The organism is Sphingobacterium sp. UBA2610 (assembly GCF_002339225.1).
Classification (GTDB): domain Bacteria; phylum Bacteroidota; class Bacteroidia; order Sphingobacteriales; family Sphingobacteriaceae; genus Sphingobacterium; species Sphingobacterium multivorum.
Window position 1 is genome coordinate 214,297 of the sequence record NZ_DDKA01000001.1, and the last position, 14,135, is coordinate 228,431.

Genomic DNA, 14,135 nt, shown 5'->3' on the forward strand with positions numbered 1-14,135 from the left:
CCTCGCGTAAAAATGGTTTCGTAAATAATATACGAAACCATTTTTTATGAAAATATGATTTACATTATTTCATCTTCATCACCATATTATCCGCGCCTTCAGTAGACACTTTTACCTGACCAGATTTGTTCTTCGTAGACTTATAATGGACATGGTTTTTGACTCCCTCAATCTGAACGGTCTCTACTGAGCCAATATTGACCATATTGTCTGCTCCCTCTATCGTTACCGTTGCGATGTCATTGCCTGTTACTGTATTCCCCTTCCCCTCAATAATCAATTTGCTCACATTGCCACGAATCACAACTTTATTGTCAGCTCCTTCTATTTGTACGATCTCTCCTCCTTTGGCCTCTATTGTACGGTTATTGTTTACCCCTTCAATCGAGATAACTTTTCCCTGTTGATTAACCACATCGTTCGTTAGAGCCTTGGAAAATGGCTCTTTGGCCGCTATAACCAAGCTTCCGATTAAAAGAAGCGAAAATCCAAATGTAATTGTTCTTAGTTTCATAATGCTCTATTTTCTACAGTTCAACAAAAATCAAACCTAATTTCAGATTTAAAAGGGATATGAGCTGTAATATACTACGTCAATGCCTCAAAAGTATAATTGTGGAATAAGAAATAAAATGAAATACAGCATGTATTGGTTTTACTTGGAACATAACGTCCCAAAAAAGATACAGCATCCGTTACAACAAAAAAAGGAGCCTAACAGGCTCCTTTAATATCTCTAACAAATTGACAGCGGATTAAAAACTCTATTTTACTGCGTCTACAACTGCTTTGAAAGCTTCTGGGTTATTTAAAGCTAAGTCAGCTAAAACCTTACGGTTCAAACCAATATTCTTAGCGTTTAATTTACCGATCAATTGGGAATAAGAAATTCCGTGTTGACGAGCTCCAGCGTTGATACGTTGAATCCATAAAGCTCTAAACTCGCGTTTTTTGGTTTTACGATCGCGGTAAGCGTATTGTAAACCTTTTTCTACTGTATTTTTAGCAATAGTATAAACTTTGCTACGTGATCCAAAGTAACCTTTTGCAAGGCCTAGGATTTTTTTGCGTCTTCTTCTAGAAGCTACTGCGTTAACCGAACGTGGCATATTTTTAAAATTAGTTTGGTAGAAGGTGTCATGTATTTCAATGAACTTACAACCTTGTACCCGGTTAAAAAATTATTATTAATAAAATCGAATAAAACTTATTTACCGATAGCAAGCATACGTTTTACGTTGCCCATATCGCCATCAGATACATAACTTGTTTGTGTTAAGTTACGTTTACGTTTTGTGCTCTTTTTTGTCAAGATGTGGCTTTTGAAAGCGTTTTTTCTTGCAATTTTACCTGTTCCAGTCAATTTGAAACGTTTCTTTGCGCTGGAATTGGTTTTAACTTTTGGCATAATACTTATAAATTTTATATCAATCTGTTAGAATTCTTATTATTTTTTAGGAGCCTTTGGAGCTACTGTTAAAAACATGCGTTTACCTTCTAATTTCGGTAAAAGCTCTACCTTACCGTAATCCTCTAAAGCCTGAGCAAAGCGTAACAACAAGATCTCACCTTGATCCTTGTGTACAATAGCACGACCTTTGAAGTGTACATAAGCACGAACTTTCTCTCCACTTTCTAGAAACTTAATAGCATGTTTCAATTTGAACTCAAAATCATGCTCACCAGAGTTAGGTCCGAAACGGATTTCTTTAATAACAGTCTGTTTTGCATTAGCTTTGATTTCCTTTTGTTTCTTCTTCTGTTCGTAAACAAACTTACTGTAGTCGATAATCTTACAAACCGGCGGTACAGCATTTGGCGAAATCTCCACTAAATCAAGTTCCAACTCATCAGCCAACTCTAACGCTTTGCGCGTAGGGTAAACTCCTTGTTCCACATTATCTCCTACCAAGCGCACCTCCGGTACCTTGATTAACTCATTAATGCGGTGATCTGGTTCTTTCTTTCTCATTGGTGGTCTTGGACCACCGGGTCTTTTTAATGCCAAATGTTTAAAAATTAAACGGTTATTTCCTTAATTAATATATCTCTAAATGCCTCAGCAGTCATTGTTCCCAATTCCACTGAGCCATGTTTACGTACAGAAACTGTGCCATTTTCCACCTCTTTTTCCCCTACAATCAACATATAAGGAAGCTTTTTCACTTCGGCGTCTCTGATTTTTCTGCCCACTTTCTCGTCACGTAAGTCTATCAGTCCGCGAATATCGGAATTATTTAGCGAATTCAAAACATTTTGCGCATATTCTTCGTATTTTTCTGACACTGGCAAGACGATAAATTGCTCAGGTGCAAGCCATAACGGGAATTGTCCCGCACAATGTTCGATCAGTACAGCTACAAAACGCTCCAAAGATCCAAAAGGTGCACGGTGAATCATTACTGGACGATGTTTCATATTATCACTTCCAGTATATTCCAATTCAAAACGCTCAGGTAAATTATAATCGACCTGTATTGTACCCAATTGCCACTTCCGTCCTAAAGCATCCTTCACCATAAAGTCTAACTTAGGACCATAGAAAGCCGCCTCTCCATATTCCACGACTGTCGGTAAACCTTTCTCTTCAGCAGCCTCAATAATCGCAGACTCAGCCAAAGCCCAATTTTCGTCAGTACCAATATATTTTGTACGGTTTTCAGGATCACGTAATGACACTTGTGCTGTATAATCATTAAAGCCTAACGCTCCAAATACATAAAGAACCAAGTCTATTACCTTTTTGAATTCTTCTTTAACCTGATCAGGACGGCAAAACAAATGTGCATCATCTTGCGTAAACCCACGAACCCTTGTCAAACCGTGAAGCTCACCAGATTGCTCGTAACGATATACAGTACCAAACTCAGCAAAGCGAACCGGTAAGTCCTTATACGAGCGTGGTTTTACTTTATAAATTTCACAATGATGCGGACAGTTCATTGGTTTTAACAAAAACTCTTCTCCTTCGATCGGAGTCTTTATTGGTTGAAATGAATCCGCGCCATATTTCTCATAGTGTCCAGAAGTCACATATAACTGCTTATGCCCGATATGCGGCGTAACAACAGGCTCATACCCAGAGTTTAACTGTGCTTTCTGCAAAAAGTCTATCAGCTTTTGACGTAATGCAGCTCCTTTAGGCAACCAAAGTGGCAAACCTGCACCAACTTTTTCAGAAAAAGCAAAAAGTTCCAACTCTTTCCCAAGTTTACGGTGATCGCGTTTTTTCGCCTCTTCTATAAATTTCAAATACTCTGTAAGCTCCGATGCCTTAGGGAACGTAACACCATAAATACGTGTCAACTGTTTGCGAGACTCATCACCTCTCCAATAAGCACCGGCAACATTAGTCAATTTAATCGCTTTGATAAACCCAGTATTTGGAATATGAGGGCCACGACATAAATCTGTAAATTCCCCTTGCGTGTAGAAAGTAATCTTTCCATCTTCCAAGTCTTTGATTAAATCTAGCTTATACTCATCTCCTTTTTCAGTAAAGTAAGCCAATGCATCCGATTTCGAAACAGCTTTACGTTCAAATGTTTCTTTCCGTTTAGCCAGCTCCAGCATCTTGTCTTCGATGGCTTTAAAGTCATCAGACGAGAATTCACGATCACCAAAATCAACATCGTAGTAAAATCCGGTTTCAATCGCGGGACCAATACCAAATTTAATCCCTGGATACAATGCCTCCAAAGCCTCAGCCAGTAAGTGGGCTGAAGAATGCCAAAAAGTGGATTTACCTTTGGTATCATTCCAGGTTAATAACTTAACAGTAGCATCATTTTCAATAGCACGGGCAGAATCCCACACTTCGCCATTTACTTCGGCAGCAAGAACGTTTCTTGCAAGCCCCTCTGAGATGGATAACGCAATCTCTGCAGCAGTGATTCCTTTTTGATACTCTCTTACGGAACCATCCGGTAGTGTAATTTTAATCATTTACAACTATGATCTTTAAATTGTTAAAAAATAGAAAACATAAAACAACATGTACAATTATGTTATTACACTTACGTTTTCAATAAATAAATTGTGACACAAATTTAGTAAAAATTCTGATAAAATAACAGGTTTTTTGCGCTATTCAACGCATTTTACAGGGCATTTACAGGCTCCCCACCTCTCCACTGTTCAAACACGCCGATTTCATTGGCATTACACACTTTACCCCCTCATCATTGCAGTTTAAAACGGATTGATAATCTGATCTTATTGACCAGCAATGTCGCTCTATGGTACCGAGGTACATCCCAACAATTAATGAAAATCAGGTTATATATTAACAGGGTAATTACAGGGGGTTAACAGGGGTATAACAGGGGGTTAGCAGGGGTAAATCCATATTACCCCTGCTAACCCCCTGTTATACCCCTACAAAAAGAGTGTTGTTTCACTGTTAATAGAAAACATAGTATAGGCCTGATAGCATGGTAGCGGAAACTATGTGCTTTGTTTAAACATGAACCTAAAAACAAAGGGATAAAAGCAGATTATTACCAGCTACTATATATAAAAAAATGACAGGGCAGCTACTTAAAAGCAACAGGACAAATTGAGCATCTCATTAATATTTGCTACCTTTGCAGACTGAAATTTTAACTATGTCAAATCAAGTACCAGAAGACGGAACACTATTACCCCTAATGGAAGAATTTTACACGATTCAGGGAGAAGGCTACCATACCGGGACTGCTGCTTATTTCATACGATTGGGTGGTTGCGATGTTGGCTGCCATTGGTGCGATGTAAAGGAAAGCTGGGATGCATCTATCCACCCCCTTACAGCCGCAGATTCGATTATCGAAAATGCAAAGAAATATCCGGCAAAAACAGTTGTCATTACGGGTGGCGAACCGCTTATTTATAATTTGGATTACCTAACAAAAGGGCTTCATGAGGCAGGGATTAAAACGTTTATTGAAACCTCTGGTGCATATCCTCTGAGTGGTGAATGGGACTGGATATGTTTATCTCCAAAAAAATTCAAAGCACCACGCAAAGATGTGTTAGAAGCTGCTGGTGAACTTAAAGTTATCGTTTTCAATAAAAGCGATTTTGCATGGGGGGAAGAATATGCACAACTTGTAGGGCCAAACTGTAGATTATACCTTCAACCTGAATGGTCGAAATCTAAAGAAATGACGCCTTCTATTATTGATTACGTAAAAGAAAACCCTAAATGGGATATTTCACTACAAACACATAAGTTTTTAAACATTCCTTAATAGTGAAATGCACAATTAAATAGACACAAAAAAGGCTTTCGACAGTATCGAAAGCCTTTTTTATCAATCTATATTAATGCATGTCATTTAAATCACTTCACATAAGTTTTTAAAAAAGTGTCCAGGTCTAGCGTCTTCGTTTCTTCACCCTCCTTCTCCCGGACCAGCACATTTCCAGCATTATCAGCATCTAAAAATAATAAGTTCGCCTTTAATAAAATCTTCCCATTTTCATCCAACAATCCAACTTTTCCATTTTCAGAGAACATCAAATAATTGTCTAAAAATTTACTGATATTTTCCTTTTTGTCAAGCAGAACTTTCCCTTCCTGTGTGATCAATCCAAAATTACCATCTTTCTGAAAAATAGCCAGTTTTTGATTTGCAGGCGTAAGCCAGTCAAACCCTTCTTTATTCACCTTTCCTCCTTTCTTATCCAACAACCAGAAATAATTATCTTTATCTGAAACAATAGCAGTCTGCTCATTAAAATAGGCTAAAGAGAAAAGAGAGCAAGGCAACACGTCCTCTCCCGCTATGCTTTTTATACCATAATATTCATCATTGGTATCTTTGTCCTTGACCATCGTCCATTTAAGTGATTTTTCCAATGGAAAAGTATCTTCAAATAAACTCACATCTTCCCCTTCACTCGTATTCCCTCCCCCTGAGATATCAATCACCTTTGCATTTTTAGGAAGTGCAAAATCTGTCACAGACGATACATTGATCACTTTTGTTGTTTCAAAACCAAGGTCATTGTTTTCACCCAAAGACAATTTGAGCACACCTCCAGGCAAATCATTGATAAATGAAAATGCTGTCAGATAATAAGTGGGCACTGCTTCCGAATACCATACCGTTGCTACCGCGGAATCGGCATGGTTTTTTATAAATAACTTTGCTTTCTTACAGGTAATTCCCGCTATCGATTCGATCTCGCCCATATCTTGCAGCTGCACATAAGGCCCTTCCGACTCCCCTAACTTCGTACTGACAATCTTATAGGATGGACTGTATGCTTCGGCAGTAACAACATCATCTCCAACCGAATACGAATATGTTTTTGCTAATTTTCGATTTAAAATAGCATGTGCTTTTTGATTCACTACAGTGGAAGAATAATCGGCATCAGCCAAAATCTCCACATTCCGATAAGCCATTTTTCCTTTCAAAAATGGCTCATAAAACTCTTTTGCAAATTCCGGAACTTCATTTTCAAATTTTTCAGGGGAAACTTCACCTTTAAACACCAACTCCATCTGCCATTGCTTATCTTGTGCATAGGTTGTCGAAATTGATAATCCAAATAATAGTGCAACGTTGAGTAAATTATTCATAAGAATGATAAATATGTAGCTAAATAACAAAAGACAGACCAAAAAGCCTATCTTTTACGCTATTTTTTTATTTATTTACTTTTTTCTCTTCATATTTCCATAAAATGTAAAAACGTGATCGCTAAGCAAAATGAACTACAATTTTATCATCTGTTTTGTTTTCACCGCTTCGTCACATGCCAAAGCAATCCGTAGACTATTAACAGCATCTTCCATCGAATCAGAAAGGTCCAAATTATCTACAATCGCCTGCAGAAAGAATAATTGCTCCCGATTACATAATTCTTGATGATCAGGCTCATCAGATAAGTTGACCCACTCATCGACCTTCGTAAATTCGTTTGCCGAATCTAAATCGGCGTAATGTACGCGAAGGCTTTCTGTTTGTGTATGGGATGCTACCGAATCCGATTTACCTTCATCGCTTGCTTTGTTTGCGATAATGGAAACGGCGCCCTTAGGTCCAAAAACGTCCTTTACAAAAAAAGCGTTTTGACTGACCATTGGTCCCCATCCGGCTTCATACCATCCTACGGACCCATCTTCAAAATGCAGCTGCAATTGTCCGTAGTTGTAGTTCCAGGCAGGAATCTCATCGGTTAACCGTGCACCTATTGCAGATACATACAATGGCTTCGCCCCCACCATTTGACACATGACATCAATATAATGAACTCCGCAGTCAACAATGGGACTTAAACTAGACATCAGATTTTTATGCACATCCCACATATACCCATGGCTCTGCTGATTCAGGTTCATACGCATAACAAGTGGCTTTCCCATTGTTTTGGATATTTCAATAAATTTGATCCAGGAGGGATGATACCTCAAAATATATCCAACAACCAATTTTTTATCGTATTGCAGCGCTGCATCGACGACTTCCTGCGCCGAAATCACGTCTTCAGCTAAAGGCTTTTCAATAAAAACATGAGCGCCAGCCTGAAAGGCTTTTATAGCATACTCTTTATGTGTATCTGGATAGGTCGCAATACAAACGGCATCCGGTTTCGTTTCCTGAAGTGCATCCTCATAAGATTCAAACAGTTTATAGTTACCTCCCAATTGCTCATTCAGTTTACTTTTGCTCTCCCCGCGAGCTACTAGTCCCACAATTTGAAAGCCATCTAAATCGTGATATGCCTTCGCATGAGATGCGCCCATATTTCCACATCCAACAACCAATATTTTAATAACCTCTTGTATCATTTTTTTTCTATTGCTATATTATTTCTTTAATCCATCCAAAGCAAAGGCCGCTCCCGTTCCTAGTACAGCTCCTGCTAATACATCGGAGGGAAAATGTACGCCCAAATACATCCTTGAATATCCCACGCTACTCGCCCATAAAAGGGATGGCGCAACGACGTACCACTTCGAGTAGGCTCGAGACAAAGCAGAAGCCGTAGCAAAAGCAGATGACGTATGACCAGAGGGAAAGGAATACCCACCGGCTGTACGAACCGATATGAAATTAGGATATTTTTTAAATGGCCTACTTCGCTTAAAGATATGTTTTAAACCAACATTCACTAGCGCTGTTACAGCCGTACTACTGGCAACATACAGGGCATTCTGACGCATTGCCTTATCATCGTTGACCGCACCGGCAACCAGTAAACCAACAGGAACGGCTATCTGAACATAGTTATTGATATCAGAAAGCACTTTAAATGTTTGTGTTTGTGGCGCTGTCCGAGTCTCAGCTATGGACTCCAATATCCGGATATCTAACGTAGACGCTGGACTTTCTTGTCCTAGAACAGGGCCATAAAGACAGTTAACCCAACAAATAAAAATAAAAGCTAATCTTTTCATCTAACAAATAATTGATCTAATTTACCATTCCCTTGAATTAGGTACCACTAAACACACTACTCCAATTTATTAAACAACAACTTCTCCCCCCACTATTGTCACTCTTATCCGCTATTAACTTAATAAGTCATCCCCCAATCCTTAAAAATAAGGAAATTTATGAGAGTTGTCACCCTACCAAGAAACATTTCGGTTGAACAAAATTTCACAGCTCACTATTGGAGTAATTCAAACAGCCTACTATAGGATAGGAAATCAGCATTGTCTTTTGTCTAAATTATAGTGTATTCCCCAATCAATGACCTAGTTTTTACAATTTTTTCAAGAAAATTGAATTCATTTCAACAACAAGTCCATTAGGATAAGAATTTTAAAATGATAGTCTTGCATTTCCCATTAATTTACTATACATTTGCCTGCAGTTATTAATACAAACATGGTCTATACTTGCGTACATCATTTTCATTTTCATCATCGCCATTGTGGCGATATGTTAATTTAATGTGTTCTTACGTAGAATACCTTCCCTCTTGTTTGATTTCTTATTATTAATAATTTACTGCTAACATTTATAAAGCGTTGAAAAATCTTAAAATTGCTATCCAAAAATCGGGTAGGTTAAACGAAAAATCTGTTCAATTACTGAAAAATTGTGGTTTAGACTTCGAGAACTACAAAAGCTCTTTAATCACCACGGTTGGGAATTTCCCACTCGAAATATTATTTCTGAGAGATGATGATATTCCGGGATATGTGGAACAAGGTATAGCCGACCTGGGCATCGTCGGTGAGAACATTATTGATGAGACCGAATCTAAAGTAGAATACATCAAGAGGCTTGGTTTTGGAAAATGTACATTGAAACTTGCTATTCCCAAAGATAGCACCATCCAAGACATTAAAGACCTTAACGGCAAAGCAATCGCAACCTCTTATCCAAATATCCTAAAGAATTTTCTAGACGAGTATAAGATCAATGCAGATATCCGTTTAATATCTGGCTCAGTTGAAATTTCCCCCGGTTTGGGTCTTAGTGATGCGATCTGTGATATCGTATCGACCGGTGGAACACTAAAAAGTAATGGTTTGAAGCCTTTTGCTGATGTTAAAAATTCAGAAGCCATATTGGTCGGAAGAAAGGGATTGGAAGGCAATGAAGTTTTGGCGGAATTAGTGCAACGTATCGAATCTGTTCTTTTAGCAAAAGAAACTAAATATGTGGTATTGAATGTCGAAAAGAAAAATTTGCCGGCTATTACTTCTTTATTACACGGTGTTAAGAGTCCTACGGTTGTTCCACTGGCAGAAGAAGGTTGGGTTGCTGTACACACTGTTATCACGGAAGATGACTTTTGGGATAAGATCAATAAGTTAAAAGCTGAAGGTGCCCAAGGTATCGTTGTAATGCCAATTGAAAAAATCATCCTTTAAACTTGACACGCGAGGTACGACTATGTTAAAAAAATATGATTACAAGACCCTAGGGAAAGAGGAAATACAACAATTGGTTGCCCGAAATATGGACCCCAACAATGCAATTCAGGATGTTGTTCAGGAGATTATTCAACAAGTACGTCAACAAGGTGATGTGGTTCTGCGCGAATATGCCGCCAAATTTGATAAAGTTGAACTTGACAGATTATATTTAGACGAGGAAGATATCGACGCTTTGGCGTCTACCATAGGCCGTGATCAACAGAGAGCACTTGAAATCGCTTTTCAAAATATCCATAAATTCCATAGTACACAGCTAAAAAGAGAGCGTACGGTTGAAACGATGCCCGGTGTAAAATGCTGGCGAGAAGTCCGTCCTATTGAAAAAGTTGGACTTTACATCCCTGGCGGGTCAGCAGTTTTACCAAGCACGCTTTTAATGCTTGGTGTCCCGGCAAGGATAGCTGGATGCAAAGAGATCGTCGTTTGTTCTCCACCTCAATCCAATGGAAAAATCAATGGCTTTATCGCTTTTTGTTTAAAATTACTTAAGATAAACAGAATATACTTAGTTGGAGGTGCTCAGGCTGTTGCAGCGATGGGTTTTGGAACGGAGACCATACCAAAAGTGGATAAGATCTTTGGCCCGGGCAATCAGTTTGTCACAAAAGCAAAATCCATCATACAGGGGCTAGCAAATGTCAGTATTGATATGCCTGCAGGACCATCCGAAGTGCTGATCGTCGCGGATGAATCGGCAAGCCCAGCATTTGTGGCAGCAGATCTTTTGGCACAGGCTGAACATGGAGCCGACAGTCAAGCAGTCCTGGTTGCAACATCCAATGCGCTAGTTGATGCAGTCAACACAGCCCTTGTAGCCCAGTTAGCGGTTTTGCCACGCAAGGAACTCGCTTCAAAAGCGATTGAAAATTCCTATGCAGTAACTGTTGAGACGCTTCAGGAGGCCATACAGTTTTCAAACGATTATGCACCAGAACACCTTATTTTGGAGACGGACCAATGGGAATCCTTAACACGCTATATCAGCAATGCTGGTTCTGTTTTTTTAGGACACTTAACACCTGAAAGCGCAGGAGATTATGCCTCAGGTACAAATCACACACTACCGACATCAGGTTATGCACGCTCCTATTCAGGCGTATCGGTAGATTCTTTTGTTAAAAAAGTTACCTTTCAACATATAAACGAAACCGGGCTTCAACAAATCGGATCAGTGGTTGAAATACTCGCTGAACTCGAGGGACTACAGGCGCATAAAAATGCGATTTCCATTCGGAAGAATGGATAAAAATCCCTATTGAAAACACAAAAAAGGCTTTACAATGTAAAGCCTTTTTTGTGTGATTGATCGCATAAATATTGTCTCGTAATGCCAACTGAATTATCTTCCAAAGGTGTCATAATTATCTGTTGCATATCTTTCAAACCTAGTCAGCAAGGCTATATTATCTTTTTCCAGTTGACTTAAGTCTGCACTCACATCTTTTGAAATAGGTACATACCAATCTACAGGCTCAAAAAATTGGCGAATGCTGGGTTTAGTAAACGCATAGCCATGTCGGGCGAAAATGGTATTCCGAATAATTTCCAAATCTAATTTCTTGAGGTTTTTCAGATCTTTCTCTGTCAACTTTTGCTTAGACGCATTTACAGTAAAGACTGCGGGAGATGCAGATCTATAATATTGTATAATGTATGTATACGTTGAGTCACCATCCACGTCAGTTTCCTCTTTTCTTTTTTCATTAATCCAGTCAACCAACGTCCCCTCCTCTCCATCCTGATTTTTAAGCATCAGATTTGGATTATAGGCAAATTGTTTTTTCAACAATTTAAAGTTTCGCTTTTTGATCTTTACACCCTGGTCATACGCAGACCAGTTACCAATTAGCGTGTCATGATTAAGCTTAATTTCAAAACGCCCGTCGGATTTTCTGTCTCCAGGTTCATCCAATAATAAGCGAATATCAGCACCGTTTTCTTCCAACTTCCCCACAAAAGAGCGCAGATTCCCCTTTACAACATTCTGTCCATAAACACCTCCTTTATCGGTAATTTTCTTTATCGTCAGATTTATCTTCGGAGCGTAATCCGTTGTTGGCAAACCCTCATCTTCTCCAAGTGTTCTTTCATCAACGACAAAGTCGCCAACCCAATTACCGTAAAGTTCCTGATGGGCCTCACGCTCGACGGCAACAGTATCTTTTATTTCGGCAGTTTCATTCTTTTTACTTTTCCCATCCTTACAACCAAGGACTGCTCCAAGCAATAACAGTAAACAAAGGTTTTTCTTCATAATTTATGATTTTTTTGATAAATAATAAATTCCGCCAGCAACAAATTAGGTATCCATCCCAGCCATGTAATAATTTGATAAACATCCATGGGATTGGGCTGAAAGAAGTATACTAAAGCAACCTTCCAAAAACGTAGGGTCAATGCCGAGCAGGTTAATGCAAAACTACGGATCATAAAATCACGGTGTTTATCAAATTTTCGCTGACTCGCCAAACGAACTGCCCGCCATGTAAAATAGCACCATCCAAGCCCCAATAATTCAAAGGCAATAATAGCGGTTAACCCGCCATTCGCCACGGATCCAATAAGCAAACCTGAAGGAGCGGCAAAAACCAAAATGGCGAATACATATAAATACCCGATACTTCGATGGACTCGCGGATATTTATTCAATAGATAAGTATTAAACTGCGTAAAGCCGGCAGGCAAGGCAAAGATAGCCGTGCAAACATGGATATAAAACACGTAGCGATACCACCAAAGTGATTCTATTTCGGTCTGCTTAATCATCAAGAAATTAGCATCGAGAGAGAAGCCGCGATAGCGAAAAGTAATTTCAGCCATCAACAGGCAGCTGTAAGCAAAGATTAAAAGCCAAAATCCATGTAATATCGAAAATTGAGCCCTTTTAAACATACCTTTTTTATTTACTCCGAATCGCTTCTACCGGATCCAGTCGAGAAGCCATTAAAGCTGGAACAATGCCCGATATTAACCCAATAAAAGTAGAAAGTGAAACAGTAAGCATTACCATTTTCAAACTGACCACAATAGCAACGCCAGTCGCAGCTTGTACCACAAAAGCCAAAAAATAGACGACAACGAGACCAATCCCTCCACCCAACAAACAAAGTACAATAGACTCTACTAAAAATTGTGAAAGAATAAAGAAATTTTTAGCTCCTAGCGCTTTCTGAATTCCGATGATATGTGTACGTTCTTTGACACTTACAAACATAATATTGGCAATGCCAAAACCGCCGACTAAAATTGAAAAAATACCAATTGAAAAACCCGCCAGATTAATGATACCAAAAAGCTGATCCAATGCACCTGTGATCATTGTTGTCTGGTTAATGGAAAAATTCTCCTCCCGTTGTGGTGATATACGACGAATCGACCGCATAAGTGTTTTCGCTTCGCTCTCAGCCTCGCCAAGCGTGTAGTTCGATTTAATAACCATCGCTATACTCGGTGAGAAATTATCATAGTTGACCAAATTTCTAGCCAGCTCAAACGGAATAAAGGCTGTATCATCCGGAGAGGTATTAATCAATACACCATTTCCTTCTTTCTTTAATACACCAATAACCTGAATTTTTCGGCCTAACATATTGATATATTTGCCAACTGGTTCCTCATTAGGAAAAAGCCCCTCTGCAATATTTGCGCCCAACACAGTTACAAGAGCTCCACCCCTCGACTCACTTTCAGCAAAGTAACGACCATCTATAATATTCAAATTTTGAATGTAAAGATTTTCGTAAGTCGCAGCATTAACCGATGAGCCTTGGGCCGAATTATTTTTATATTTAATAGTCGTATTGCCGATATTGATCATATACGCCATATACTCAGCCGTCGTCATCCGGCTTTTTAAATCCAGGTAATTATTGTATGTGGGTTCGGGTCTATTCAAGTATTTCCACCAAGGGAAATTTGGGCCGCCATCCCAGGGCCATTTTTCGATATACAGTGTTTTGCTGCCAATCTTCTTGACTGATTCCTCTATATTATTCCGTAGGGTATCTACTGCAGAAAATACACCAATAATCGTAAAAATACCGATGGTCACACCCAGCAGCGAAAGTAAGGTGCGAGTACGATTGTCTTTCAATGCCGAAAAAGCAAACTGACAACTCTCCAATATCAATCTAAAAAATAGCATAATTGTATTCTAAAATACAATATAGTTTTGATTTAATGTCAAAATCCCCAAAAATATATACATTAATTAGAAATATGGCTCTTCCATACCCGAAAAAGTTAT

At 38.9% G+C, this 14,135-nt stretch carries 14 protein-coding genes; 3 read left to right on the plus strand and 11 right to left on the minus strand.

Features of this window, described 5'->3' with window-relative positions:
- Positions 1-64 precede the first annotated feature (64 nt).
- The 5 genes from B4Z47_RS00935 to thrS form a co-directional block, all read right to left on the minus strand.
- A complete protein-coding gene (locus B4Z47_RS00935) occupies positions 65-514 on the minus strand; it encodes a DUF3060 domain-containing protein (RefSeq protein ID WP_115050717.1) in 450 nt (149 codons plus the stop codon).
- 250 nt (positions 515-764) lie between these two features.
- The gene (gene rplT, locus B4Z47_RS00940) at positions 765-1,109 is read right to left on the minus strand and encodes a 50S ribosomal protein L20 (protein ID WP_046674462.1); all 345 of its coding nucleotides are present in this window, start codon (positions 1,107-1,109) and stop codon (positions 765-767) included.
- A 98-nt stretch (positions 1,110-1,207) separates the two neighbouring features.
- Positions 1,208-1,408, minus strand: a complete 201-nt coding sequence (gene rpmI / locus B4Z47_RS00945) for a 50S ribosomal protein L35 (protein ID WP_002993964.1) — start codon at positions 1,406-1,408, stop codon at positions 1,208-1,210.
- 39 nt (positions 1,409-1,447) lie between these two features.
- The gene (infC, locus tag B4Z47_RS00950) at positions 1,448-2,008 is read right to left on the minus strand and encodes a translation initiation factor IF-3 (RefSeq protein WP_083295912.1); all 561 of its coding nucleotides are present in this window, start codon (positions 2,006-2,008) and stop codon (positions 1,448-1,450) included.
- Between the two features lie 11 nt (positions 2,009-2,019).
- Positions 2,020-3,945: a threonine--tRNA ligase gene (gene thrS, locus B4Z47_RS00955; protein WP_115050715.1), complete on the minus strand. Its 1,926-nt coding sequence runs from the start codon at positions 3,943-3,945 to the stop codon at positions 2,020-2,022.
- A 662-nt stretch (positions 3,946-4,607) separates the two neighbouring features.
- Between thrS and B4Z47_RS00960 the strand changes: the two genes are divergently transcribed.
- Positions 4,608-5,231, plus strand: coding sequence for a 7-carboxy-7-deazaguanine synthase QueE (locus tag B4Z47_RS00960; RefSeq protein ID WP_046674459.1), 624 nt, complete (start codon positions 4,608-4,610; stop codon positions 5,229-5,231).
- A gap of 92 nt (positions 5,232-5,323) precedes the next feature.
- Here the strand turns inward: B4Z47_RS00960 and B4Z47_RS00965 are convergent, their stop codons facing one another.
- The 3 genes from B4Z47_RS00965 to B4Z47_RS00975 form a co-directional block, all read right to left on the minus strand.
- The gene (locus B4Z47_RS00965) at positions 5,324-6,571 is read right to left on the minus strand and encodes a hypothetical protein (protein WP_115050713.1); all 1,248 of its coding nucleotides are present in this window, start codon (positions 6,569-6,571) and stop codon (positions 5,324-5,326) included.
- 135 nt (positions 6,572-6,706) lie between these two features.
- Positions 6,707-7,783 (minus strand): Gfo/Idh/MocA family protein, encoded by a 1,077-nt coding sequence (locus B4Z47_RS00970; RefSeq protein ID WP_115050711.1) that lies wholly within the window; start codon positions 7,781-7,783, stop codon positions 6,707-6,709.
- An 18-nt stretch (positions 7,784-7,801) separates the two neighbouring features.
- Complete coding sequence (locus tag B4Z47_RS00975; protein WP_070567677.1) at positions 7,802-8,392, minus strand: phosphatase PAP2 family protein; 591 nt, start codon at positions 8,390-8,392, stop codon at positions 7,802-7,804.
- 579 nt (positions 8,393-8,971) lie between these two features.
- On the opposite strand from B4Z47_RS00975, the gene hisG reads away from it, so the two are divergent.
- Positions 8,972-9,823: an ATP phosphoribosyltransferase gene (hisG, locus tag B4Z47_RS00980; RefSeq protein WP_046674456.1), complete on the plus strand. Its 852-nt coding sequence runs from the start codon at positions 8,972-8,974 to the stop codon at positions 9,821-9,823.
- A 22-nt stretch (positions 9,824-9,845) separates the two neighbouring features.
- Entirely contained in the window at positions 9,846-11,135 is a 1,290-nt protein-coding gene (gene hisD, locus B4Z47_RS00985; protein WP_115050709.1) for a histidinol dehydrogenase, read from the plus strand.
- 93 nt (positions 11,136-11,228) lie between these two features.
- Here hisD and B4Z47_RS00990 read toward each other — a convergent pair whose 3' ends face one another.
- The 3 genes from B4Z47_RS00990 to B4Z47_RS01000 form a co-directional block, all read right to left on the minus strand.
- The gene (locus tag B4Z47_RS00990) at positions 11,229-12,143 is read right to left on the minus strand and encodes a YARHG domain-containing protein (RefSeq protein ID WP_070567683.1); all 915 of its coding nucleotides are present in this window, start codon (positions 12,141-12,143) and stop codon (positions 11,229-11,231) included.
- On the minus strand, positions 12,140-12,709 hold the full coding sequence (locus B4Z47_RS00995; RefSeq protein ID WP_236560230.1) for a DUF2306 domain-containing protein: 570 nt from the start codon (positions 12,707-12,709) through the stop codon (positions 12,140-12,142). Before B4Z47_RS00995 ends, B4Z47_RS00990 begins: the two co-directional genes overlap by 4 nt.
- A 79-nt stretch (positions 12,710-12,788) precedes the next feature.
- On the minus strand, positions 12,789-14,033 hold the full coding sequence (locus B4Z47_RS01000; protein WP_175442026.1) for an ABC transporter permease: 1,245 nt from the start codon (positions 14,031-14,033) through the stop codon (positions 12,789-12,791).
- Positions 14,034-14,135: the final 102 nt, after the last annotated feature.